The sequence below is a fragment of the Sphingorhabdus sp. EL138 genome (assembly GCF_900258045.1).
Lineage (GTDB): Bacteria > Pseudomonadota > Alphaproteobacteria > Sphingomonadales > Sphingomonadaceae > Parasphingorhabdus.
In genome coordinates this window covers 142,473-167,720 of sequence record NZ_OGVD01000002.1, presented here as the reverse complement: position 1 = coordinate 167,720, position 25,248 = coordinate 142,473, and the positions used below count along the sequence as shown (strand labels likewise).

Here is a 25,248-nt window from a genome sequence, read left to right as displayed (position 1 = left end):
GAGCAATCAAAAAGGAAACTGTTCATGTATGATCTGGGAGTAATCGTGCCGGTTCGACGTGGAAGTTCACGCATTGCGGAAAAATGCTTGCTTCCCTTTGGGGATCAGGAAACGCTGATCGAATGGAAGTTGGCGCAGCTGACCAAAATAATCGACCCACGGCGTATTTATCTGTCGAGCGAAGACGAAGCGTTTTTGGAATTAGGCGACCGTTTCGGCGTCTCTCGCCATCACCGTGCGCGCCATTTGGCAGTGGACCATATTGCGCCATTTCGCGACGTCATAACCGGAATCGTGCGGGACATACCCCACACCCATATCGCATGGTCCACCGTGGTTTGTCCGTTAATGGCACCGCAGGAATATTCGGATGCTTTTCGCGCCTATCTTGATCAGGTCATCCAAGGCGAGAATGACTCCTTGCTAGGCGTCAATTTGATGAAGGAATATTTCTGGTCGCGCGAAGGTGCCCTCAATTATGAAGCCAGTCGCAATCATACAATTTCACAGGAATTGCCCGATTGGTTCAAAGTGACCAACAGCATCTACATGGCACCGCGCCAGCAAATATTGGCGCGCGAATATTTCGTTGGCGATAATCCGGTACTTCAGCCGCTGTCCAAGCTGGCTGGTGTCGATATCGACTATATCGAGGATTATCGCATCGCCCGGGCCCTCTACGCGGTCTATGCTGAAGACGGGCTGGACGCCGTCAATCCCTCAACAATAGTGAACTGGAGTGCCCATGACCCCGACTTCCCTGTCGCCATATGACTGTATCCTCTTTGATTTTGACGGAGTGATCGCCGATTCCGTTGATGCCAAAATAACCGCTTTCGGAGCGCTATATGATGAGTTCGGACCAGATGTCCGACAGGCGGTGGAGGATTATCAACGCGCCGTTCCCGGCGAAACCCGATATGACAAAATTCCGCGCTTTCATCGCGATTTGCTCGGCATAACATTGTCAGAAGATGAAGTTCTGCAATGGTGCAACAAATTGTCTTCGATTGTGCTGGATGAGGTCGTGGCGAGCCCCTTGCTGCCTGACGTCGCCGATATTCTTGCAATGTTGGTACGGCGCAATATTCAGGCCCATATTGTATCGGGAACCCCGCATGATGAACTACAGATCATTGTTGAACGCAAAGGCCTGAACCCATTCTTCAAAACCGCCCGAGGTTCACCGGAAAAAAAGGATGTGATTGCGCACGATATTATGCGCGCGAACGGTTTGACTGTCGATCAATGCCTTTTTGTAGGTGACGCAATGACGGATTATAACTGCGCCTTGGCTTGCGATATGGACTTCTTGGGCCGTGCCGAAAAAGCAACGAACCCCTTTCCCGAGGGGACAACTGTAGTCGACCGATTGGGCAAGTTCTTCATCGCGGACGATGGGAAGCCTGCCACATCGACTTCCGCAAGCAGGAAAGCTGCTTGAATAATCATATGGAGCCAGAGATGAGTGGTGATATGCAGCCGATTGAGAAGCTTATGCGGACCGCGCCGGTCATCCCGGTATTGGTCATTGATGATATCGCGGACGCGCGACCCATAGCACAAACGCTCGTGGCCAATGGATTGAGAGTTCTTGAAGTGGTTTTGAGAACCGAAGCCGCGCTCGACATTATTCGAGAAATGCGAAAGGTAGATGGTGCAATCGTGGGGGCTGGTACGATCACCAATCCCGACAATCTCGATGCAGCACTTTTGGCCGGCGCGGAATTTATTGTATCCCCGGGATTAACCGAAGATTTGGGTAAGGCAGTCCTCTCAGCAAAAATTCCATTTCTTCCCGGAATAGCCAGCGCTAGTGACATCATGCGTGGCATGGACATGGGCTTCCGTCATTTCAAATTCTTTCCGGCAGAAGCGTCCGGCGGGATTCCATCATTAAAAGCGCTAAGCGGACCGTTTGGCCAGTGCCTGTTTTGTCCCACCGGTGGGATTAACGCAAAGAATGCGGTGGATTGGCTGGCCTTGAAAAACGTGCTTTGCGTTGGAGGTAGTTGGCTCGTCCCCAAGGGATCACCTGATCTTGATTTGATTGGAAATACGGCCCGAACGGCTAGCACAATGAATGGTCACGCTGAATAAATCAGATCTGCTGTAGCCAATTCGAGAGCAGTTTTATGTCCGCTCTTTCGCCCAAAGCGGGTATCTTAAGGTGCCGGGTTCAATCAAATTTCCTGCTCTTTGGGAAACCTGTCGGCGGCAGTCTTCCCGCCGCCCCGCGGGCAACCCGCCACATGGTCAGATCATGCTCGGTCCGCGTGCGGCCGGACTCACCGCCCATCGCCCAGCTCAGGCCTTCTTCCAGTTTGAACACTGTCGCGTCTGACAATCCGCCATCTTTATAGCGTTGCAACATGACGCCCTGCCCCTTCGCCATTTCCGGCATTTCGGACAGTGCGAAGACCACCAGTTTGCGGTTTTCACCAATGGCCGCAACATGGTCCGCATCCGTAGTAACCGGCCGCACAACCAGTAATTTTGCATCGCCTTTCAGGTTGACGACCTGACGGCCCTTTTTGGTCTCGGCAACCACATCAGAGATGTTGGTGACAAAGCCGCGCCCCCATGTCGACGCGATCAGAAGCTTGCCCTTGGGATCAGCCACCATCATGGCAATTGGCTCGGTTCCGGGCTCCATGTCGACCATCGACGCCACTGGTTCACCGAAACCCCGCGCGCCGGGTAGCTTGTCCGCACCTATCGTGTAGAATCGTCCGTTATCGCAGCACATTAACAGCTTGTCCGTCGTTTGTGCATGAAAGGCGTATCTCGGACCATCGCCTTCCTTGAACTTGAAGGACTCTGGCTTGGACAGATCGGCATGACCCTTCATCGCCTTGATCCAGCCGCGCTTGGACATGATCACGGTAACCGGTTCTTTCTCGATAAAAGCTTCGAGCGAAATTTCACGCGCGGGCGCCGCTTCTTCCAGCATCGTCCGGCGCGCGCCCAACTCGGTATCCTCTGCATAAAGTTTGCGCATCGCCGCGAGGTCTTTTTTCAGACGTGTCTTCTGCCGTGCCGGACTTTCGATCAATTTTGCCAGCCCCTCGCGTTCTTCGAGCAGCTTGTCCCGCTCGGTCCGCAACTCCATTTCCTCCAGCTTGCGCAAAGACCGCAACCGCATGTTGAGGATCGCCTCCGCCTGTCGGTCGTTCAGCTTGAATTCTTCCATCAGAAGTGGCTTCGGCTCATCATTATTGCGGATAATCTCAATCACGCGATCGAGATTGAGATAGGCGATAATATAGCCTTCGAGCAGCTCCAGCCGGGAATCGATTTTGTCTATGCGATGCTGCGAACGGCGCACCAGCACCTCGATCTGATGGACAATCCAATGTTGCAGGACTTCGGTGATACCCATGACCTTCGGCGTGCGGTCCTTGTCGAGCACATTCATGTTGAGCGAAAAGCGGTTCTCCAGATCGCTCATCCGGAACAAGGCGTTCATCAGATCATCAGGATCGACGGCGCGACTTTTTGGCTCCAGCACGATGCGAACGTCTTCGTCTGACTCATCGCGAATGTCCGCGAGAATGGGAAGCTTCTTGTCGGCAATAATCTGGGCAATCTGCTCGATCAGCTTGCCCTTTTGCACCTGATAAGGAATTTCGGTTACGACTATCTGCCAGGCACCTCGACCTTCGGCGTCTTCCTTCTCCCACTTCGCCCGCACGCGCATCGCGCCGCGGCCGCTTTCATAAGCAGCATCAATAACCGACTTCGGATCGACAAGCGTGCCGCCAGTGGGAAGATCAGGGCCCTTGATAATCTCCATTATTTCAGCGTGCTCGGCCTTCGGCCTTTCGATCAGCAATGTTGCGGCATCGATAATCTCGGCCACATTATGCGAAGGAATGCTGGTCGCCATGCCGACCGCAATGCCGCTCGCGCCATTGGCGAGCAGATTGGGGAACAGGCCGGGCATGATCTCAGGCTCTTCATCTTCGCCATTATAGGTAGGCTTAAAATCAACGGTACCTTCGTCAAGACCATGCATCAGCTCAATCGCCGTGCGGGTCAGGCGCGCTTCGGTATATCGATAGGCAGCCGCATTATCTCCGTCGATATTGCCGAAATTTCCCTGCCCGTCGACGAGTGGATAGCGCATCGCAAAACTCTGCGCGAGACGGACCATCGCGTCATAGACAGACTGGTCACCATGCGGGTGATATTTACCGATGACATCGCCGACGACGCGGGCACATTTTTTATAACCCTGTGCCGGATCCAGTTTCAGCAACCGCATCGCCCACAGAAGTCGCCGGTGCACAGGTTTCAGGCCGTCACGCAGATCGGGCAGCGACCGCGCGGTGATTGTCGACATGGCGTAAATCAGGTAACGCTCGGACAGCGCCGCATCAAACGGTGCGTCCACTATGGCATCAAATTCATCTTCGGGCTCAGCGCCGGGCGCATCGGTTACATCACTCATGCTGGATGCGATAGCAGGGTCGATTCCGCTTGTGGAGAGGGATTATTTGACGAGCCATTCTTTCGGCAAGTTTACCCCTTCCCGTTCATTGTCCCAGATCATCGCCATGATCCACCAGCGGGCTCCATCATTCCATAAATGTACCATATTCACGCCACGAAACTGGATTTCAGGATGGTCAGGGGTCTCCCGGGCTTCATAGGTCGAATAGACATGGGCAATCTGGCCAAACAGATCCGTCTTGCGGCCAATTTCAATCTCGTAAAAAGACCGTCCTTCCAGCAGCGGAATGGTGGCCTCGACAAACTCATCATAGGAAAAGGAAAAGATAACCGGCTTGCCATCAACAATACGTGTACGATTGATCAGCGCTTTGGGATGATAGATTTCTCGATCGCGCTCCCAATCTTGCCCACCCGGCGGTCCGGATATGCAATCATAAAGCGTTTCCATCACTTCATCTATGGTGGCATATTTGGTCACAACCTGCTCCTTCCAGAGTTTCAGCGTTAAAAATAAGTACTTTTCCCTTGATTATGTTCATTGTATCAAATGAAGCCTGCGCCCCTCACATTGGAGAAGATACATGCGAATGCGCAATACCTTAATCGCCACCATCACGATTTTCAGCCTTGCCGCCTGCGCCGAGGGGCCTGAAAACATGACATCTTTTGACATGGCAGAAGCGGATGTCGCAGAGGCTGAAGCGGAACCGTCTGCTTTGGCGTCACCGTCAAATCGCGTGGCAGAGGGCGAAACCAACACTACGGAAATCCCGGTAAGCCAACCCCAAATTGCCTATAGCTATGACTACGGCTTTCGCTTGCCTTCATCCGAAATTCCCAAAGCACAACAAGCGCATATCGCCTTGTGCAACGAGATGCCCGACAATGGTTGCCGTGTACTCAATATGTCCAACAGCGGTGGCGAAGGTGATTATGCGACGGGCCGTCTGCACCTCGAAGTGGCCGCCCCCAAAGCCCGCGCCTTTGGCGAAAGGCTAGCCGAAGCAGTTGACGAAAGCGGCGGCAGCCAGGTCGCAGCCTCGATCACAGGTGAAGACCTTTCGAAGAAAATTGTGGATACCGAGGCGCGTTTACGCAGTCGTGTCTTGCTGTCCGAGCGCCTGACAGAGTTGCTACGGGCCCGTAAAGGCACAGTGGCCGAACTCGTGGAAGCAGAACGCGCCGTAACCGAGGTTAATGAAGAAATCGATCAGGCACGCAGCTGGCTCAAAGAAATGCGTGGGCGCGTGGCTTACAGCACTGTGCTGGTAAACTATCGGTCTGGCGCTCCGGGTTCCGGAGGTTTCACCCGGCCAATCCGCGAAGCTTTTGGCGATATCGCCTCAACTCTGGGATATTCGGTGGGCGCAGTAATCTCTTTTGTTGCCATCCTGCTGCCGTGGATATTGCTCTTGGCTCTGGCAATATATTTGCGGCGACGCTTTAAAGGCGCGGACCGTACATTCTGGGGCCGGAAAATCGAGTCAACTGTGCCGGCAGAGGATTGATTGCACCGCCATAGCCTTTGGCTTATAGAAAGAAATCAACGCCCCGATTGCTTCGAGTCTGATTGATTCGCACAATCGGGGCTTGGTTTTTGATACTTCTTCCTGTGAGTAGGAATCCGATATGTCCCGTCGTCGCCAAATATATGAAGGCAAGGCCAAAATCCTTTATGAAGGACCGGAGCCTGGTACGATCATTCAATATTTTAAGGATGATGCCACTGCTTTCAACGCGGAAAAAAAGGGCACAATCAACGGCAAGGGCGTGATCAATAACCGTGTTAGCGAGCATATTTTCACATTGCTCAGCCATATTGGAATACCCAGCCACTTCATCCGCCGCCTGAACATGCGTGAGCAACTGGTAAAACAGGTCGAAATTGTTCCTATCGAAGTTATTGTTCGCAATGTAGCCGCCGGTTCGTTGAGCAAGCGTCTGGGCATCGAGGAAGGCACGCCGTTGCCACATACGTTGCTGGAATATTGTTATAAGGATGATGCTTTGGGAGATCCGCTGGTTGCGGAGGAGCATATTGCCTGTTTTGGCTGGGCAACGCAGGAGGAAATGCAGGACATTTCTGCAATGGCGATCCGGATCAACGACTTCATGGCAGGAATGTTTGCTGGAATCGGGATAAAATTGGTCGATTTCAAACTAGAATTTGGCCGACTTTTTGATGGAGATTTCTCCCGGATTATTCTGGCAGACGAAATTAGTCCTGATGGCTGTCGTTTGTGGGATATCGAGACCAATGAAAAACTCGACAAGGATCGTTTTCGCCGTGATTTAGGGGGAGAAGCCGAGGCATATCAGGAAGTTGCACGGCGTATGGGATTGTTCCCAGAAGGCGGCCTAAGTGAAGTACTTGACCTGGATAGTGAACGGAAAAAGCGCGGAAAGTAACCATAGTCTTTCGGCTTGTTGTTAGGTGATTCGATGCATTTGTCCATCAAGGGGCGGGCAAATCACACTTAAATAGCCATGATGGTTTACGCGAATTTAACCATTGGACTGATAGCACCGCCCTCATGTGGAACTCATGTGAGGAATTTTTCCGATGCGCCTTTTGATCTTGTTAGCCAGTACAACAATGCTTGCCGCATGTGGCGGAGCCGGCCCCCAGTCTGCAGGCAGTGCCGCACCAGGAGGAGGCACGGGTACCGGTGGAACCAACGGCAGCGGAGAAACCCATACATTTGTCAATCCGACCGAACCAAAGTCCTACACTGCTGTAGGTAGCACACACAGCTATCAATATTCCGTACAAGACGCCGGTACGCCCGGTGCCGGTCAGAGTGCCCAGCTTTACCAAGGTGACGCCAAAACCGTCAGAAATTCAAACCTGACCATTGATTATAGTCCACGCGATGCAATTTTTAACGTAAGCTTTTCCAATGGTCTGGCTGGTACAAGTGCTACAAGCCGTTTTCAGGATCCACTTCACCGCACCGACTTCGGCGGAGCGCTTGAACCCCAATTTGGTACACCCGATCTTGAGTCGACCGCTTTTGGACTGCAGGGAATTAACTATCTCGAGTCAGGATCTGCCAGCAACGTCTCTCGCAGGCCTGGTGGCGAGTTTATTTTTGACCTCATAAACACAGCAGAAGCTGGTAGTTACGATGTAACGACCTTTTTCTATCAGACTCCGGGAACAGAAACACAATATGTTACCTTTGCCGGTTACCTGCGGAACACCGCTGGTGTCGTGCAGTCGGATATCGACAATCCCGATGGTAGCACCAGCACGATCTTGACCCAGACAAACACCTTCGAACGGGGCGCGCTGGCCTATGGCGAGCTTAGCGCAAACAATCAGGTCCCAACGAGCGGTTCGGGTTCTTTCGAAGGTACAATGTTGGCCTCGATGGTCTTCAATGACCAGCCTGATACATTGGGTAACACCGACACTTATTTTCAATGGATCGCCGGCCGTGCAAACACGACCGTTGATTTCAGCGCAAATACCTTTGCCCTCTCCTTGGACGGCACCGTCAGCGCGCCACTGTTTGACGGCACCAGCGGGAGCTTTAGCGTACAAGAAAACGCACAATTCCGCGCCAATGCTGCGGGTCAGATCGATCTGGTTGCGGCGGGCGGCTTTCTCGGTCAGTTCAACGAAGCCTGGTTCGTCAATCCCGGCGGCGCCCGCTTGGACGTGAACATTGCCGGCTCCAGCGTTGATGGAGCTTTCTACGGACCGAATGGCGAAGAAGTTGGCGGCGGTTATCGTATCGTTGGCGGCACGCCGGATGAACGGATTGACATATTGGGGACCTTCGTCGGCAGAGGAAACTAGGGGCCGGTCATGAAAATGCCGGTCACTGCCAAAACAGCCCTCCTGATTACAGGAGGGCTTGCAGCATCCTTGCATATCACTCCTGCAGCGGCAGAAATCGCTGCAGATGAAGCAGCGGCAGAAACCGCAATTACAGCGGCGACGCCGAAATGCGACGAGTCTGGTATCTGTCGCTTTCAAGTTACTCCAGCGCAATTGCTTGCCAAGGCCGAAGCCTTCATTCAGGCAAAACAATATGACCGGGCACTGCCACTTGTCGAGGTTCTCGGACAGGTTCCTGACCTTCGAATACAGCAGCAATTTTTGGCGGGCTACATCGCTGTCGAAACAGGTGATCTAAAAAAGGCTATCAAAACCTTTCGCTCGATCCTTGATGAGGATCCAGGTCAAACGCGCGTGCGGCTGGAACTCGCGCGCACCTATCTGATGAGCGGCAAAGAAGCCAGTGCCGACTATCATTTTCGTCTCGCGCAAAATGACGAGAACCTGCCGGATGAGATCGCTCGGACGATTCGCAATACGCGCAGTATTTTAAGGGATCAGCGGGTCTGGCGTTTCAGTTTCGATTTCGGCTTCGCGCCCGACACCAACATCAATGGTGCGACAAACGCGGAAACGATTGATGTCAATTTTGGTGCCATTTTCCCTGTACTGGGCGATGCCCAAGGCGAGTTGCAGCTTGATGAAAATGCCAGACAACGATCAGGCGTTGGTCAGATTGCGGGATTTTCCGGCGGGATTCGTTTAAAAGCCAGTGACAAGCTCGCGTTCCTGTTCGACGCTGATAGCAAAATCATCAACTATAAGGGTAAAGCAGCGGACGACATTGTCGGGCAGATTGCAGCTGGTCCGGAATTCCGGATTGCGCGCTATGCGAGTGTTTCCGTGCAGGCTGTGGGTCAGCAACGCTGGTTCGGTGGCCGTCTGGCGACCCGCGAGTATGGAGCACGATTGGGCTTTCAAACAGCGCTCAGCCGGGGGCAAAGAGCCGGTATCGAGCTGGACGGCCGGCGGGTTGATTCGAAACTGAGTGACAGTTTTAGTGGTTGGCAGCTGGGCGCCAATGCGACTTACGAACACTTGATCGGTAAGTCATTGATCGCATCAGCCAGCATATTTGCACGGCGCGATCTACTCGATTCCGATCAGTTTTCTAGTCTCAATTACGGCATGAATCTGGGTGTTGGTGGCGAAATGCCATTCGGGTTGAACGCAGGCATTTCGGCCAGCATCAGCCGGTCGACCTTTGACGAGGCCAACACTTTCTACTCAACCGAAAAACGCCGGGACTGGCGAACTTTTGCCCGAGCCTATATCGGTAGCCGGCAGATCAAGGTACTCGGCTTCTCACCCTCGATCGACTATAATTATTCCCGCGTCGACAGCAATTATGACCTGTACCAGATGAACCGCCACCGGGTGAATTTCAAATTTGCGAAGTTTTTCTGATTTCAATCAATCTACTGCCATGACCCGACATATCGGATGACAACCATCTCTTGCTCCTTTTGACGACAGCGCTATAGGAATTAGCGCAGCATGTCGGCCAACCAAGAAGCGAGATTCATGAAGATAAGAATTTTTGTGACACTGAAAAACGGTGTCCTCGACCCCCAGGGGAAAGCCATACATCACGCCCTGGAAAATCTGGACTTCAAGGGTGTAAATGACGTGCGCGCTGGCAAGCTCATCGAACTTGATGTTGATGACCGCATGACAGACAGCGACCTTGAAAAAATGTGCGAAAAACTGCTCGCCAATACAGTGATCGAGAATTTTGAAATTCAGAAACTGTCCGGCCAAACAGCAGAAGAAGTCTGAACATGAACTCTGCCGTCCTCGTCTTCCCCGGTTCCAATTGTGATCGCGACATGGCCGTCGCGCTGGAAACGGTGACCGGTACAAAGCCGCATATGGTTTGGCACGGTCACAACAGCTTGCCAGACAGTCTGGATGTAATCGCGATACCGGGCGGTTTTTCCTACGGCGACTACCTGCGTTCAGGAGCGATGGCGGCACGGTCCCATATTATCGACTCCGTGATCGAAGCCGCGGATAAAGGCATCAAAATTCTGGGCGTATGTAATGGCTTTCAAATATTAACCGAAATCGGCTTGTTGCCGGGCGTTTTGATGCGCAACCAGAATATCGAGTTTATTTGCAAGGATGTGCCATTAACCGTGGGACAGTCTCGCTCGGCATTCACATCTGCATATAAAGACAGCGAAGCCATCACTATTCCGGTCGCCCATCATGACGGCAACTATTTTGCAGATGATGAGACTTTGGATCGATTGGAAGATGATGACCGGGTGGCCTTTCGCTATGTGACCAATGTCAACGGATCGGCGCGAAATATTGCGGGCGTTCTGAATGACAAAGGTAACGTGCTCGGCATGATGCCGCATCCCGAGCGCGCTATTGACAATAAGCACGGTGGATCAGACGGACTTAAACTTTTCGAAAGCCTGCTGGCTTAACCGCAATTCCTGACAGAGCTATTTCTGCTGAGGTGACCACTGGGTCGCGACGAAGAGAAGATCAACACAGCTATCCAAATCCGCAAATGCCGCAGAAGATAGGCCCGGATCCTTTTTATTAAGACGAAATACAGGCAGTGCGGAACCCACCAGCGCCCTTCGCAATGCCGCCTGCAAAAGGCTCATTCTAAGATGGAAGAAAACCCTGCGCTTGCCGGTGTTTTCAATACGGCTGCCAAGCTGTTTTATGAGAAATAGCCGCTCAATAACAAGTTCGTTGTAATGCGGATGAGGGCCTCTGTGTAAGGGACGTCCCGTTTGAAGCGCTAGTTTTTCATCAGAGGGTAGCAAAACCCCATTTCTCTCGAAATCATCAAAATCAAAACCACCACTGGTCATCTCGTTCAGCGGGCCACGAAGATCGGATATGGTGGCAGCTTGCAGGGGTATCAGGTGATGGCGTTGATAATGGGGATTGTGATTATTTTCGCCTTTCCGGTTTACCATCGAAAAACGCGTCATTACCTCCTCCAGTCGGCTGCATCTTGGACGCACCGTCGTCGGAAAGGAACATGCTATACTGATACGTGAGTTTGAACAATGGTTTCAACCAGTTTACTTTTGTTCAAGGGGCTGCCCCAATAAAAAAGGGCCGATCCGAAGACCAGCCCTTTTCGCTAAATCAAGATTAGATGCTCTTAGTTACCTGAACCAGGACCATATTGAATGGTCACGTTCCGGTTCTGTGGCTCACGAACGCCGTCTGCGGTTTCGACGCGAGGACGCGTTTCACCGAAGGCTTCGCTGGAGATCACGCCGCCGCTAATGCCACGTGATTCGAGGTAAGCCCGAACAGAATCGTTACGACGCTGGGACAAACCAACATTGTAGCTCGCGGAGCCAGATTTATCGGCATTACCAGCCAACATAACCTGAGCATTTCCACAATCACCATATGCCGTAACCGCATTGTCCAGAACTGTAGCAGCTTCTGGTGTAATGTCTGACTGATCCCAGTCAAAGAATACAATGTAAGGTCCAGGCGCACACACAGCAGCCGGTGGAGGCGGCGGTGGTGGTGGTGGAGGCGGTGGTGGTGGTGGAGGAGGAGGCGGTGGTGGTGCCTCTGGCTCACCGCCAAAGTTGTAGATCAAGCTACCCAAAATCGAATGCGTACGCAGACGGGTGCTTACATCGTTACCAACTTGGTCAACAAGGTCGATCCTGTCAGCATTGAAGAAACGGTATTTCACGCCAACATCCCAGCTGTCGCTCAGTGGCGCGCGGATACCCGCAATAGCCTGCCAAGCGAACCCGGTGTCTGAATCATCAAGATAAGGGCCAGCGAAAATATTGGTAACCTCGGTACGAGCTACACCAACACCACCGCCAATAAAGGCTTGGACGCCATCATCTTCACCAAAGTCTACCATGCCGTTGAGCATAAAGCTCAGAGCGTTAACTTCACCGTTGATGTCAGTTGTGCCTGAAAATGGCAGGCCAGCACCGCTGGCGGTCTGTGGAATACCTGGCGCACCAATTTGCAGCCGGTCAGCCGATGCAGATTTATAGGCTACTTCTGATTCCAAACGAAATCCGCCAAAATCATACCCGACGATACCATCGAAATCATAGCCGGTGTCGTGGTCGACTTCTGATGTATTGCTAACGCCGCCGACATCTGATGTAATATCTTCGACAAGCATCGCGCCGCCTTCTACGCCCACATACCATTGGCCATCACGGGCCAGGGCAGGTGAAGCGAGCGCCGTGGAGGCAAGCGCCAATCCTATGGCAAGCTTCCGCATTTATATTCCCCTTCTCATTTAGGTTCTGAATTCACGGCGCTTTGTAACCTCTCACCAGAAACAGTGCAAGCGGACAAATGGTAGAACTGTTGCGAAAATGTCGCCATTTTCGTGATTTAGCTTAAAAAATCACCTCTAAGGTGCTGCAATCAAGCCGAATTGCTACCCAAATCATAATCAAACTAGTTGATTTGAGGTAAAATTTGCGCAGTTCTTAGCAGGGCAAGAATCGAATCAATCGCTGTCCGCGCCTCCAAATCAATATTGACTCCACCAATCGGTGCATTGATGTGTTGCAGAAATTGCCACACTCCATCAACATAAACGGCCGAACTATGATCGCTTTCTACGATAATTTTCATAGATTCCTGCGGTTTAACGAAGCACCATCCGCCGGCGGACCAACCGGCAATATGGTCTTCCCTTCCACTCCACTCAGCGAGCGCAGCAGAGCCGACAAGCCAGCAGTCACCTTCTGCGGGCGACAGGGGCGTTGGATCATCAACTACCGCCTGCACCACCGGGTGAGCCAGAAAATCAAGTAATAGCAGCGCATCATTATGAAATAGCTCTTTATGTGCTTGACCGACGGCCAATAAAGGCAATGCGAATCTCGGTGTTTCCAATATTGTCATTCTCTTTCCTTTGAGTGTGTATCTCTGCGCCCGGTTCATACTGTCGCCGCTTTGCAGACAAAGTGTCCGAAACAGCTGGAAACGATAGCGAAAAACTCTCGCTGATCGCTGCCAGTACCTCTCGGCGATCCTGACCGGCAGCTGCGAAACCATGAAGGCTTTCATCTATAGAAGCATCAACTCTGTCACCCGAAACATCATTGATAATGGTACCAAGACTGACGGTCCCATCATCCGCGATGACCTCAAAGGTCAGAGAGGGAATGCGGTTGCCATATTCCGTGAGATCCATATCTTCAAAAACCGCCAGCGCCATGCCGCGATAGGCTGGCGTTCCGCCGGCAGCTTCGGCGCTGGCAATCAAACCATCAACAACTTGATCTTCATGACCTTGGACAAAACGGAATCCGGTTTCGGTTTTAAAATCACCCGCACTACCGCGGAAAATTTTACCATCCGCCCAGATACGACCTATATCCTTGATTTCTCGGCTGGACAGCGCCACAGCCAAGCAAGCCGAATAACTGTAAGTGGTGCTGCTTGGGCGCCCCTTGCCGCCGCCATTTGATTCGCTTGCTTCCTTCAGATCAGTGGCCCAGATCACCGTCCCGGCCACCCGCATCTTGCCGTATATACGCGGGATCTGCGTGCCATAGCTGGAGGTTTGCACGGCCAGTTCCTGCAACCGGGGACCTTCCCGTCCCTTGGGTTTGAACAGGATATTCTGGTCAACTTGCTGGCCCAGAAACGCGCCAAGAGCTCCCCCTACCGGACCGCCGACAGCAGTACCGACGGCTGTCAAAACCAAGGTTGCCATTCAACCCTCCAAAATTCTGAAAATTGTTTTGATCGGCCATGGGGCTTCACCCGGTGTGAAAACCACCTGACCGATGCCGGCATGGGCATGGACGAAACCGCCGCCGGTTCTGATCATCAGATGCCATTGCACCGGACTGGGCCGGGCCAGTGCGATATCCCCCTCCCTCAGCGGCTCGCGTGGCTGCATGGCTGTAAATCCCGCGCGCGTCATCACCTCCGAAATTTGCTCGGCAGACCCGCTCCGGATGGAATAGCCGGTGGGGACATCACAATCCACAGCGCAGACGCTTTAACGACGGCTCCCACAGCGGGCGGTTCTTTAGCGGAGCGATCGACAATAGCCCGCTTTCACCCTCCACCATCACCATCCGCGTCTCGGAAAAATTCGCACCAACCAGAGCAAGGCGCGCGCTGCCGTCGGCCTCGGCAATTTCGCGAACCCATTCAGCCCCGGCCCGGGTCTTGCCAAAACCGCGCCCAGCCATGATCAGCCATGTGATCCAGTTACCGGCGGGCGCCAATTGTTCGTCTCGCGCCCAGTGGTGCCAACTGGCTTCATATTGCAAACGGGTTTTGCGATCCATCTCGCTAAGGACAAACGCACGCTCAGCGTCTTTCAGCGCGCCAATCTCGGTCGCTGTTCTCACCTCACCTTCCATGCAAAGCACCGTTCCTTTCACCGCGATCAGGTTTCTGTCCCGCTGCCTGTTTTCGCTGCTTCTCCTTCCGAAAGGCGCGCAAACGCACGTTGATCTTTTTCAGCTTATCCTCCAGCCTATCTTCCGGTTCCTCCTCCACCGCCTGCTCGGCCTGCGCCGCGCGCACCAGAGCCACGGTTTCCTTGTGCAGGCGCAGCAGTTGCAAGGCGGTTTTGTGATCATAGTCGCGCACCGTGCCGATATGCTTGCCATGATAGTAAATCTTGCGCTCCACCCCTTTTCGAGCACGTTCGAGCATTTCCATTTCGAGCAGCGCATAACCCTCGGCCAGCGCCTTTAACCAGGCGGCGGCAAAATCGGGATCGCGCTCTCGCCAGAAATATAATGTGCCATTGGCAATACCTGCGACCGCCGCCGATTTCTTGATGCTGGACGTGATCGCCAGATGTTCCAGAAAGGCGCGTTGCTTGGCCGCTTTGTGGTCGGCGCGCGGGTCAGTACCGGGCTCCGGAGCGATGGCGCCGGGCCGGTGGTTTTCATGAGTGTCAGCCATATCTATCCTCACGCCCGGATCGCGTGGGATCGCGGGCATTAAAAAGGGCCAGCGCTGAAAAACCCCGGCAGCCCCGTGTTGGGGCCAAACCGGTGTTCAGAGCCGCTCGGCCCGAATCACAATTTCTCGATGTTCCTGATATGTACCAAAACAGCGTGACGATGTCAAGTGTTTGCACCTATTTGGTTATAAAAGGAATTTGGAAGTTAGGGGAGCGGCGGCTAGTTTATCTCGAAAGCGGACAGCAGGGAGACGAAGATAGAAACAAACTCAGTTTAGATGGCAGAGGCGATGATAGCAATCTGCTCACTTGTATCGGTATAGATTTCACCGGTCATTGAGGAGGCCAGGTGATCAATCTGAAAACCTGCGGCTTCCAGTTCCATTCCGATGCTTTCTACGGAGAAGTACTGAAGCCAGTTGTAGACTTCCCAGTGTTTATCTGGTTGGATAATTAGATATCGATCAAGGCTAGCTTTTTCGCGTTCGTATCTGAACGACTTGTGCAGACCGACATAGTCTTCTGGTGACCAAAAGCCATCCATGAAATTGTGTTCAAACGAAACGCCTTCACGAAACTTTGAAAACGCGGTTAGTGAATACACATCCAATGCAAGTTGACCGTCATCGTTGAGATACTTGTGTATCTGCCGGAGCAAATGGTGGCGCTGGTCGCCAGAAAGAACACAAAAGTCGCAATATATCAAAGTGAAGATATCCATACCGGACGGCAACGGATCCTGAGTATAGTCCAAAATCTCATATTTGATCCCATGCGCCGATCCACTAGCGTTTCTGCGTGCGTACTCAATGGAGTTCGAAGAGATATCAACTCCGATTGTTTGAGCGCCCCGTTCATGGAACTGCCGGGCATATAGCCCCGGACCGCACCCAAGATCACAGAGCTTTTTTCCCGCAAGCTTCAAGCGATCATCCAGCCAAGTCACTGAATCAGCGATGGTTTCAGCTTGTCTCGATGCACGATCACTGGATGGATCAATATGAGCCTTCAGCATTTGCGTAGATATATGTGTGTCGCTCCAAAGTTTTCGAGTTGTGTAAGTAGAAAACAACTCAGGCATGGATACAAAGTTCGTAAGTAGCTGGTGCATCGAGCAAGCTTACATTAATTGTGATCAGATTGAACATTTTATAGTCAAGTTGAGACTGTCCTTCCCGTCCAATGTATCTCGAAAGCGGAAGTCAGAGATTGTAGGGACGAATGACTTTTGAACGGGGTGTTCCGTTGGGCAGCTCACTCAACAGCCTGATTAAGTTTTACGAGAACAGGGGATTTAAGAAAATAGGGTTGGATTTGGTCCATACCACCTGTTTTCATGCGCCATTGCATATATATTTGACGCTTCTCTTCGGACTCCCACTTTTCGATAAGAATGACTTTGTCCAGACGGGTGGGATCGGTGAACACATCAAACTGCAAATTGCCGTCATATGTTCGGCTAGCGATAATATTGTCTGCCATCATGTCGGTAAACTCTTTGGTCCGGGATGGATTCACCGTAAGTTCCCATATGATTGCGACGGGCACTAAAGCAGCTAGAGTACTCATATCATTTTCCTTTCATATACAACCAAAGCGTGGTTCAATTCGCCTCCGGTGAATTCGATATACAGAACCCCTCCTGACAACATTGTGTCAGTAGTGTTTTATGACAGTGAATTGAACGACTTAGGCCAAGTTGATCAACTTTCAGATACTGAAGACATCTGGTTGCGGACAAATCCGGAGCAGCCGACAACCCTCCCATCTACCGACTTCGTCAACAGAATATGTCCGTGTTCGGAAGCTTAAGACTGGAAGGTTCAATGCCGGACATCGGGTCGTTTGCTGAATGGCAGGTTCTGCACTCCTAATGTCCGTTTTAGCATCCATAGCGGACGTTGAAGCTGGACGACACAATCGCCTATTGAGCCTCTGCCAAAACCTCGCGGTAAATATCTGCCTTTTCGTCAATCGCCAACCGTTCTGAACGCTCCAGCTTGATTGGCTCAGCCAGCGGTTTACCCGTGGCGTCATCAAATAGCGGCGATTTTTTCAGCTCCGGGTTGAACCGTGCCTTGATCACGCGGACCAGCAACTGCCACAACATGCCCGCCATTCCAGCGGTCTTGACCTTGCCGGGATCGCCGGCACCGGATGGTATCGCAACATGTTCGACAGCCGATCCCAGCATTGCATCGGTTTTTCCCTGATCAAAGGCCGACAGGATCAACGAGAGAAACGGAAAGCGCGTGGAGCTAAGCGTATTGGCAATCGGTGTTTTGCATGTCGCGCAATACCAGCGCAGCAGCGGCCCGCCGGTAACGGTCACACAGGCAAGCTTGTCCTGTCCTTTGCTGATGGTGAATTTCGATGAATCCATCTGGTAGACATGCGTCCCGGCATGGTCGTCCAATATCTGTTTTTCCCTGTCCAGATAATGGGCAAAGGCCTGACAATCATTGCAATGGCAAACCAGACGGCGGCCGTTTGGCGGAAAGGACTCGCGCACAACACCATGAATGGCACCGCATTCACATTGAAACTCAAGAGCTTGTGGGGGATTGGTGGTGGGGGTCATAAGTCATCCTGATATCGGGGGAATCGCTGTTTAATGCAGACACCGTGCAAAATCCTCCCCTTTTTTGCAGGTACATGATGCGTCTATTCGATTGCCCGTACCAAGCTTGCCGCGCGCGGCAAGCAATTACAAATGTTTCAGGCCTGCGCTTTCGATGACCTGGCTGGTGATATATTCTTCTGCCATTTCGGCCAGCTCGCGCCCCAGATGCCAATCGAGAATCTGCATGTCGGGGATGATTGGGGGGTTCACCAGCAGGTCCTGATCGCCGAGCATTTCTTTCGATGCCATCCGGCTGGCCACCACCATCGACCGGGACATGATCTCGACTATCGAGGGGAACTCCGCCTCGCGTTTTTTGCGTAGCAGCACGTCCTTCATCAATGTCCAGCGCCCGCGGATATCTTCATATTCTACATCGGTGCGCCAGATCTCGTCAGGATCGCCCAGCGACACCACGATATTGGGACCGGTTTTCAGGCCATGCATCACCTTGACCGGCACATTGTCGAGCACCCCGCCGTCGACAAGAATATTGCCATCGCTATCGATAAAGGGCGGCAATATGGTCGGCAGCGATCCCGAAGCACGGACGCATTCCCACAGCGGACCGCGCCGGTGGACGTGCAGGCCATTGGTCGACAGATTGGTAGAAACGCCAAAGAAATTAATCGGTTGATCGGCAATGTCCTTGGTCCCGTATCGTTGACGCAGCTCGGCATCGAACACCGTGGGATCGAGCAATGAGTAGAGCGGCAGCGTCAACCGCCGCATCGCCTTGGCCTTGATGAACATCGCTTCCATCTGGTCGAGCGTTTCCTCGACCGTCATCCCGCGGGCAATCGCGCCGCCCATCGCCGCGCCAGCACTGGCTCCGCCGATAAAGTCGATCGGAATATCGGCCTGTCTCAGCGCCTGCACGACACCCAGATGCGCGCAGCCCAGCGCCCCACCGCCAGCAAGGACAAGGCCGACTGCACGACCCGTCAAGAAGCGGGCAACCTTGGTGAAATCGGCATCGCTATCAAGAGCGGCATGATGGTGTAGTTTCGGTTCGCGAGGGCCGATCCATTGGGCGCTTTTGGTGATTGTTTTTTCGGCCTTTTCCCGCACCAGCAACAGGGACCGCTGCGGCGGAGCAATCCAGCGCATTGCCGTCTGTTCCATAGCATTGGGCTCGGGTTCGGCCCGCCCCGGACAGCCGACCATGACCAGAGCATCGGCATTGCGGCAGACCTGACCGCCCCATTCCTCCGACCCGCTACCGTCAATCAGAACATATGCACCCTTGGCTTCCTGCTCCGCCAGCCAAGCCTGATAGGCCGCACCGCCGGAGGCTTCATTTGTCCCCTGATCCACTGCGATGATTGGAGTATCGTCTTTCAACACCGCTTCAAAGGCAGCCGCTAACCGCGACAGTAAACCGTCGGGCAATTGGCTGGTTCCGGCTGGTAGCAAGGCAATTACACGCGGCGTTCCGGTTGATACCGATACCGTGCGCGCCGTGGCGACGGCAAGGCGCTCCGATACCAGTTTCAGCATCGCCTGGGTCAGTTCCGGATGATCAAGGGCGATATTGTCAAACGCTTGGCGCGACACTTCCAGCACAACCGAATCGCGCATCGCAATCACATCGGCGGTGCGCTTGCCGCCTGCGAAAAAAGCCAGCTCGCCGACCGCTTCTCCGGCTTCGATATGTGCGACAATATGGACCTTGTTGACCACCACGCGGAACCGGCCGGATTCGACAAAATAGAGCGCGTCGGCGTCATCGCCCTGCACGACGAGATTTTCGCCACCTGATACGGGCTTCAGCGTGGACACCGATTCCAGTGCATCGAGCGCCGCCTCCGACACGCCATCAAATAGCGCGTGGCGGGCCAGATTTGGTCCGGAAACCGGTGTTTCAGTCATGTCGTCCCCTAGGCGCGACCCCGTTCAGGCTGTTATCTGCCCTTCTGTGTTGATAATCAACGCTTATTCATTCTCAACCCAGCGCGCAGATCAAACCGCGACTGGGTGCAACCTTGTTGGCCAGCATTTCGAGATAGGCGCTTTGCAAGGCATCCTGCCCTGAGAGATGTTCAACCGAGAGATGGTTCGCCACACTCGCAACAAAAGCGGCAAATTGTTCATCCACCATCGCGCGAAACGTTGCAGGGCCAACTTCTTTCATCAGCGTTTCAGCCACTGTTGGCGCGAAAAACAGCACCGGCGCAGGGCCCTTCAGATCGCCTGTACCCTTGCGTTCCTCAAAATGAGTGGCCCCCACCATGGAGCTGAACTTCAGATTGGCATCCCAATGCGCGTGGATCGCGGTAAGCAGCGCGCTGTTGCCGGCAAAGTCAACCGATACGATATTCTGCGATGCATCGGCGCTGGACAGATCATCATAGGTCAGCACCTCATCATAAAGCCCGGTTCCTTCAACAAACGCCTTGTTGCCGGCCGAAGTCAGACCGATGCGCTTGATATCGGGGCTGAGATTCTTGGCAACCACCGCAAGACCCAGCGCCGTTTTGGAAGATGCACTGGTGAGCAGCACCGCATCCGCGCCATGCCAATCGGCTTTGCGCATCATGTCTTCGATCAAAAAGCTGGTCGTGAACAGCGGCTGATAGAGCGCACGCTCCTCTTCCATCTCCCCTACATCCATGCCGAGACGGTGATATTGATTGTAGATGATCGCCAGCCCTTGACGATGTTCGGCATGATCAACAAATCCCGCCTCGGTAACATTGCCCGGGGATACAACCAAGTGGCTGGCCATTGGCAGATAGCCGTAAACCCGCTCGCCAATCGCAATATCGGCATTTTGCGAAGCCGCCACTTTGGCAAAGCCCCAGACCGGCACAATACCCCAGTCCGCATCCCCGGTCGGGAAGAAATTCCAGTAACCAAAGCCGTCACCAACCGCTGCATAGGTGATGTTGTTGGCAGTCAGCGCATATTTCTGGATCTCCAGCAAAACCTGACCTTCGCCAAGCTCCGGCGAAAGTCCCGCGTGCCACTCGCTTTGCGGAAGATCCGCCTTTTTCACCCATAGGCTGCTTGTCTGGTCACTCATTTGGCTGCTCCATCTGTCAAAGAATCATCATATTGGTTTTGATTTTCTAACTTTATCATAGGCTTTCACGCGCGATTGGCAAAAGCATTTGCCAAAAACGGCGGGACTGCTAATCCTGTTGCGATTGTAATTAAATTACAGCCCGAACAGGGTGGAGTTTTCAGCGCCAAAATGCGCGATACGGGGAGAATTTGAGTGAGTACAGCGCCAGTTTCGGGGTTTGAAGCGGCTATTCAGCCGGTCACCAATGTATCGGACTTTATCTGGGGCGGGACCTGGAATGGCGAAGCGGTTATAGCCATTGCTGGTCAGCCAATTCCGCCGATGGTAATCATCCTGCTGGGCGCCGGTATCTATTTCATGATCGGTCTGCGCGGCTATCCGCTGCGCCGCCTGTTCCCGGCCCTCGCTGGCCTTTTCAAGAAATCCGACAGTAAAGGCGCGGGTGAGATTTCTCCCTTCGCAGCCCTGTCGACGGCCCTTTCCGGGCAAGTGGGTACCGGCAATCTCGCGGGCGTTGCGACGGCCATTACACTCGGCGGGCCGGGTGCAATTTTCTGGATGTGGATCACCGCTCTGTTCGGCATGGCGCTCGCCTTTGCCGAAGGGTCGCTGGCCATCCGCTTCCGCGAACAAGCCGAAGATGGCACTTATCGCGGCGGACCCATGACCTATATTACCCTTGGTCTTGGCCCGAAATGGACCTGGCTGGCGGTGCTTTTCTGTATCGGCGCGCTATTTTCCGCGCTGGTTACCGGCAATGGTATTCAGGCGAATAGTCTGGGGGATAGCGCCAATGAACTGTTCGGTGTCGAGGAATGGATTGGTGGTGCAGTTGCTGCTGTTGCGGTTTTCGCGGTCATTATTGGCGGTATCAAATCCATCGGTAAAGTCGCTGAAACGATCGTTCCTTGGATGGCGGCCGCTTATCTGGTGATGGCTTTCATCGCCTTGATGATCAACCTGCCTTATCTGCCGGAAACCTTCTCCCGCATCTTTGCAGGCGCATTTGGCTATGACGCCGCGGCCGGTGGTTTCCTTGGCGCGATGATTATGATTGCCATTCGCGCCGGTGTTGCGCGCGGGCTGTTCTCCAACGAGGCGGGTCAGGGTTCCACCCCGATTGCCCATGCTGTTGCACAGACCAATGATCCAGCGGCACAGGGCCGTTTTGCGATGATGGGCACGTTTATCGACACCATCGTGATTTGCACCATGACCGCCTTGGTCATGCTGACGGTCGCCGGCGACTTCACCGTGACTGATGCCAATGGCGTCAAAACCGTGGTCGAACATGCCTGGCAATCCGACCTCAATGGCTTTGCCATGACATCGGGCGCTTATGGTGCAGCCTTCCCGTTTGAAGTGTTCAGCATTCCCATCGGCACGTTGATTGTCTCGGTCGCGCTGATCCTGTTCGTGTTCACCACCCTGCTCACCTGGAGCTATTATGGCGAGCGCGCGATCACCTATCTTTACGACCTGCTGCCCGGTGCGAGCCTGAGCGGTGAGAAAAAACTGCACTTTATCTGGCGCGTCTTGTGGTGCGTGGTGATCTTCTTCGGTTCCTTCGCACCCCTGCAACTGGTCTGGCGCCTGGGCGATATTTCGAACGCCGTTATGACGCTGCCGAATATTGTAGCCCTGCTTGCCTTGTCCGGCGTGGTCTTTGCCCTCGCCAAGGGCAACCGGACAGCGGGCACCGACCACGGCCGCGAGACGCCGAAGGAACTGCAAGAGGAAGTGTCGGGGGCAGCGGGGCATTAGGTTTTTGATTCCCTCAAGCGCCGGGCGCCGAGATTCTTTTTTGGCCCTCAAGCGCCGGGCGCGGGCATCCGCCCGCTTGGCTATCGCGCCAACAAGGCGCGGCGGCCGGTCGGCCTTGCCTCGCTATGCTCGGACGATGCTCTCTAGGGTAGACCCGATTAGGATAACCTTAAGTTCGGCACCGGACCAACGCATCGCGTCGGCAAGCGCGACTGCGCGCCCGAGCTTATGCGAGGAAAGCCAAGCGGGCGGATGCCCGCGCCCGGCGCTTGAGGGCCAATAAGAATGCTCAAACGCCTTTACGAATGGATGCTCGACAAGGCCGGTCATCCACAAGCGACCAAGTGGCTTGCGGGGATCAGCTTTGCAGAGTCGAGCTTCTTCCCCATTCCGCCCGATGTCATGCTTGCGCCGATGTGTTTGGCCAAGCCGAAACGCGCCTATTGGTATGCTTTCATCTGTACCGTTTCGTCGGTGTTGGGCGCTTTGCTTGGCTATGCGATCGGCTTTTTCCTGTTCGAAACTGTTGGTATTGCAATCCTTGAATTTTACGGCGTGACTGACAAATTCGACCTGTTTGCCCAGAATTTTAACGAGCAAGGCTGGATTGTCGTCCTGCTCGCCGGGTTTACGCCATTGCCGTTCAAGGTGATCACTATAGCTGCGGGCAGCACTTCCATGCCGCTCTATATCCTTATCTTTGCAGCCATTATTGCGCGATCCGCTCGCTTCTTCCTTGTTGCTGTTCTGCTTGCCCAGTTTGGCGCACCGATGAAAGAATGGATCGACAAGAATTTTGCGCTGGCGACAACGCTCGGCGGGATATTGTTCGTTGGCGGCTTTGTTGCGGTCAAGTGGCTGCTGTAATTTTTTTGAGCCTCAGGCGCCGGGCGCGGGCATCCGCCCGCTTGGCTTTCCTCGCATAAGCTCGGGCGCGCGGTCGCGCTTGCCGACGCTATGCGTCGGACTGGTGACAGATTTAACTGGTTAAACCTAAAGAGCATCGTCCGAGTGTAGCGAGGCAAGGCCGACCGGCCGCCGCGCCTTATGGCGCGTAGCCAAGCGGGCGGATGCCCGCGCCCGGCGCCTGAGGTTAAATAAAGACTCCTCCCGCCCGAATAAAATATTTCTAGCGATATTTCGGACACTTGCCTAAACGCAAATGATGAGCACGAGACAAGTTTCAAATAGCAACGATCCTGTGATCGAGGATTTCAGCCAGCTTATCGAACCGATGCAAGGCGGCGAGAAGCCAAAAGACCAGTGGCGCATTGGTACCGAGCATGAGAAATTCGTCTATTGTACCAACGACCATCACGCGCCCAGCTATGACGAGCCTGGCGGGATCAAGGACCTGCTGCTCGCTCTGCAGGAATTTGGCTGGAAGCCGGTTGAGGAAAACGGAAAGGTCATTGCCATGGCCGGGGACGACGGAACGGTCAGCCTGGAGCCAGCCGGGCAGCTAGAACTTTCCGGTGCACCGCTTGAAAATCTGCACGAGACCTGCAACGAAACCGGGCGCCATTTGCAGCAAGTCAAAGCCATAGGCGAAAAAACCGGCAAGGGTTTCCTTGGCATGGGCATGTGGCCGGACAAGACCCGCGCCGAGCTGCCGATCATGCCCAAGGGGCGTTACGGCATCATGCTGAACCATATGCCGACCGTCGGCAATCTCGGCCTCGACATGATGCTGCGCACCTGCACGATCCAGGTCAATCTTGACTATGCCAGCGAAGCCGACATGGCGCAGAAATTCCGTGTCGGTCTGGCCCTGCAACCGCTCGCCACCGCGCTGTTCGCCAATTCGCCGTTCACCGAAAACAAGCCCAATGGTTTTGAAAGCTTCCGCAGCCATATCTGGTCGGACACCGATCCGCACCGCACCGGCATGCTGCCCTTCGTATTTGAAGAGGGCTTTGGCTATGAACGCTATGCCGAATATATGCTCGACGTGCCGATGTATTTCGTCTTTCGCGACGGCAAATATATCAATGCGGCGGGGCTCAGTTTCCGCGATTTCCTGAAGGGCGAATTGTCCGTCCTGCCCGGTGAGAAACCGACCATGGCTGATTGGAATGACCATCTGTCCACGGCCTTCCCCGAAGTGCGCCTGAAAAGCTTCCTCGAAATGCGCGGCGCCGATGGCGGACCATGGAACCGTATCTGTGCCCTGCCCGCTTTCTGGGTCGGTCTGCTCTATGACCAGACTGCGCTTGATGCGGCCTGGGACCGGGTCAAGGGCTGGAGCATGGAAGAACGTGAAGCCTTGCGCAACGCGGTTCCAAAACAGGGGTTGAGCGCCCCGCTGCCCAATGGCGGCAAGCTGCTCGATCTGGCCGGGGAAATTCTCGATATTGCTTCCGCCGGCCTTACCGCACGGGGCCGCCTGAATACCAGCGGTGACAATGAAAGCGGTTTTCTCGATCCGCTGCGCGATGTGGTCGCCAAGGGCAAATCACCAGCTGCTCAACTGCTTGATCGCTATCATGGCGAGTGGAATGGCGATTTGTCGCACATTTATGACGAGATGAGTTTCTAAAGCCGGTCGAAACACCCGTTCCAACAACGCTTTTGTAACGCAATTGCAACAGTTGCGCTGGATTCCTTACGATTCC

The 25,248-nt window shown here is 53.8% G+C and carries 25 protein-coding genes and 1 pseudogene; 12 read left to right on the top strand and 14 right to left on the bottom strand.

The window, feature by feature from the left end; translation table 11 throughout:
* Window positions 1-24 precede the first annotated feature (24 nt).
* From DK507_RS04220 to eda, 3 genes are read left to right on the top strand one after another with little or no spacing between them, the layout of a single operon-like run.
* Entirely contained in the window at window positions 25-774 is a 750-nt protein-coding gene (locus DK507_RS04220) for an acylneuraminate cytidylyltransferase (RefSeq protein ID WP_109355082.1), read from the top strand.
* Entirely contained in the window at window positions 746-1,444 is a 699-nt protein-coding gene (locus tag DK507_RS04215) for an HAD family hydrolase (protein WP_109355081.1), read from the top strand. The genes DK507_RS04220 and DK507_RS04215 overlap by 29 nt, the downstream gene beginning before the upstream one ends.
* Before the next feature lie 32 nt (window positions 1,445-1,476).
* Window positions 1,477-2,100, top strand: a complete 624-nt coding sequence (gene eda, locus DK507_RS04210; protein WP_109355515.1) for a bifunctional 4-hydroxy-2-oxoglutarate aldolase/2-dehydro-3-deoxy-phosphogluconate aldolase — start codon at window positions 1,477-1,479, stop codon at window positions 2,098-2,100.
* 79 nt (window positions 2,101-2,179) lie between these two features.
* On the opposite strand, the gene parC is transcribed toward eda, so the two are convergent.
* Complete coding sequence (gene parC / locus DK507_RS04205) at window positions 2,180-4,453, bottom strand: DNA topoisomerase IV subunit A (RefSeq protein ID WP_109355080.1); 2,274 nt, start codon at window positions 4,451-4,453, stop codon at window positions 2,180-2,182.
* A 42-nt stretch (window positions 4,454-4,495) separates the two neighbouring features.
* Window positions 4,496-4,936 carry a hypothetical protein gene (locus tag DK507_RS04200; protein ID WP_109355079.1) on the bottom strand — a complete coding sequence of 147 codons (441 nt, stop codon included), beginning with the start codon at window positions 4,934-4,936 and terminating at the stop codon, window positions 4,496-4,498.
* Window positions 4,937-5,045: 109 nt separating this feature from the next.
* On the opposite strand from DK507_RS04200, the gene DK507_RS04195 reads away from it, so the two are divergent.
* The 6 genes from DK507_RS04195 to purQ all read left to right on the top strand — a co-directional run bounded on the left by DK507_RS04195 (window position 5,046) and on the right by purQ (window position 10,743).
* Complete coding sequence (locus tag DK507_RS04195; protein WP_162558890.1) at window positions 5,046-5,966, top strand: DUF4349 domain-containing protein; 921 nt, start codon at window positions 5,046-5,048, stop codon at window positions 5,964-5,966.
* Between the two features lie 121 nt (window positions 5,967-6,087).
* Entirely contained in the window at window positions 6,088-6,867 is a 780-nt protein-coding gene (purC, locus tag DK507_RS04190) for a phosphoribosylaminoimidazolesuccinocarboxamide synthase (protein ID WP_109355076.1), read from the top strand.
* Between the two features lie 154 nt (window positions 6,868-7,021).
* A complete protein-coding gene (locus DK507_RS04185) occupies window positions 7,022-8,263 on the top strand; it encodes a transferrin-binding protein-like solute binding protein (protein ID WP_109355075.1) in 1,242 nt (413 codons plus the stop codon).
* Between the two features lie 9 nt (window positions 8,264-8,272).
* A complete protein-coding gene (locus DK507_RS04180) occupies window positions 8,273-9,712 on the top strand; it encodes a surface lipoprotein assembly modifier (protein WP_109355074.1) in 1,440 nt (479 codons plus the stop codon).
* Between the two features lie 117 nt (window positions 9,713-9,829).
* Complete coding sequence (gene purS, locus DK507_RS04175; protein WP_109355514.1) at window positions 9,830-10,084, top strand: phosphoribosylformylglycinamidine synthase subunit PurS; 255 nt, start codon at window positions 9,830-9,832, stop codon at window positions 10,082-10,084.
* A 2-nt stretch (window positions 10,085-10,086) separates the two neighbouring features.
* Window positions 10,087-10,743, top strand: a complete 657-nt coding sequence (gene purQ, locus DK507_RS04170) for a phosphoribosylformylglycinamidine synthase subunit PurQ (RefSeq protein WP_109355073.1) — start codon at window positions 10,087-10,089, stop codon at window positions 10,741-10,743.
* Between the two features lie 18 nt (window positions 10,744-10,761).
* On the opposite strand, the gene DK507_RS04165 is transcribed toward purQ, so the two are convergent.
* The 12 genes and pseudogenes from DK507_RS04165 to DK507_RS04110 all read right to left on the bottom strand — a co-directional run bounded on the left by DK507_RS04165 (window position 10,762) and on the right by DK507_RS04110 (window position 20,866).
* Entirely contained in the window at window positions 10,762-11,265 is a 504-nt protein-coding gene (locus tag DK507_RS04165; protein ID WP_109355072.1) for an AHH domain-containing protein, read from the bottom strand.
* Between the two features lie 176 nt (window positions 11,266-11,441).
* On the bottom strand, window positions 11,442-12,551 hold the full coding sequence (locus tag DK507_RS04160; RefSeq protein ID WP_109355071.1) for an OmpA family protein: 1,110 nt from the start codon (window positions 12,549-12,551) through the stop codon (window positions 11,442-11,444).
* A gap of 182 nt (window positions 12,552-12,733) precedes the next feature.
* Window positions 12,734-13,186, bottom strand: coding sequence for a DUF2793 domain-containing protein (locus DK507_RS04155; RefSeq protein WP_109355070.1), 453 nt, complete (start codon window positions 13,184-13,186; stop codon window positions 12,734-12,736).
* Window positions 13,125-14,003, bottom strand: coding sequence for a hypothetical protein (locus tag DK507_RS04150; RefSeq protein ID WP_109355069.1), 879 nt, complete (start codon window positions 14,001-14,003; stop codon window positions 13,125-13,127). The genes DK507_RS04155 and DK507_RS04150 overlap by 62 nt, the downstream gene beginning before the upstream one ends.
* Entirely contained in the window at window positions 14,004-14,216 is a 213-nt protein-coding gene (locus DK507_RS04145; RefSeq protein WP_162558889.1) for a hypothetical protein, read from the bottom strand.
* A gap of 70 nt (window positions 14,217-14,286) precedes the next feature.
* Window positions 14,287-14,664: pseudogene (locus DK507_RS04140) on the bottom strand (terminase family protein); the annotation flags it as partial.
* Window positions 14,654-15,217: a hypothetical protein gene (locus DK507_RS04135; RefSeq protein WP_109355067.1), complete on the bottom strand. Its 564-nt coding sequence runs from the start codon at window positions 15,215-15,217 to the stop codon at window positions 14,654-14,656. The gene DK507_RS04135 and the pseudogene DK507_RS04140, both read right to left, overlap by 11 nt.
* Before the next feature lie 275 nt (window positions 15,218-15,492).
* Window positions 15,493-16,299 carry a bifunctional 2-polyprenyl-6-hydroxyphenol methylase/3-demethylubiquinol 3-O-methyltransferase UbiG gene (locus DK507_RS04130; RefSeq protein WP_162558888.1) on the bottom strand — a complete coding sequence of 269 codons (807 nt, stop codon included), beginning with the start codon at window positions 16,297-16,299 and terminating at the stop codon, window positions 15,493-15,495.
* 173 nt (window positions 16,300-16,472) lie between these two features.
* Entirely contained in the window at window positions 16,473-16,787 is a 315-nt protein-coding gene (locus tag DK507_RS04125) for a putative quinol monooxygenase (protein ID WP_109355065.1), read from the bottom strand.
* 355 nt (window positions 16,788-17,142) lie between these two features.
* Window positions 17,143-17,799, bottom strand: coding sequence for a DUF6151 family protein (locus DK507_RS04120; RefSeq protein ID WP_109355064.1), 657 nt, complete (start codon window positions 17,797-17,799; stop codon window positions 17,143-17,145).
* A 126-nt stretch (window positions 17,800-17,925) separates the two neighbouring features.
* Complete coding sequence (locus DK507_RS04115) at window positions 17,926-19,713, bottom strand: patatin-like phospholipase family protein (RefSeq protein ID WP_109355063.1); 1,788 nt, start codon at window positions 19,711-19,713, stop codon at window positions 17,926-17,928.
* Between the two features lie 73 nt (window positions 19,714-19,786).
* On the bottom strand, window positions 19,787-20,866 hold the full coding sequence (locus DK507_RS04110) for a DUF2855 family protein (protein ID WP_109355062.1): 1,080 nt from the start codon (window positions 20,864-20,866) through the stop codon (window positions 19,787-19,789).
* Between the two features lie 195 nt (window positions 20,867-21,061).
* Between DK507_RS04110 and DK507_RS04105 the strand changes: the two genes are divergently transcribed.
* The 3 genes from DK507_RS04105 (at window position 21,062) to DK507_RS04095 (ending at window position 25,172) form a co-directional block, all read left to right on the top strand.
* The gene (locus DK507_RS04105; RefSeq protein ID WP_109355061.1) at window positions 21,062-22,633 is read left to right on the top strand and encodes a sodium:alanine symporter family protein; all 1,572 of its coding nucleotides are present in this window, start codon (window positions 21,062-21,064) and stop codon (window positions 22,631-22,633) included.
* Between the two features lie 285 nt (window positions 22,634-22,918).
* Window positions 22,919-23,500, top strand: coding sequence for a YqaA family protein (locus tag DK507_RS04100; RefSeq protein ID WP_109355060.1), 582 nt, complete (start codon window positions 22,919-22,921; stop codon window positions 23,498-23,500).
* Between the two features lie 298 nt (window positions 23,501-23,798).
* Window positions 23,799-25,172, top strand: a complete 1,374-nt coding sequence (locus tag DK507_RS04095) for a glutamate--cysteine ligase (RefSeq protein WP_109355052.1) — start codon at window positions 23,799-23,801, stop codon at window positions 25,170-25,172.
* Window positions 25,173-25,248 lie beyond the last annotated feature (76 nt).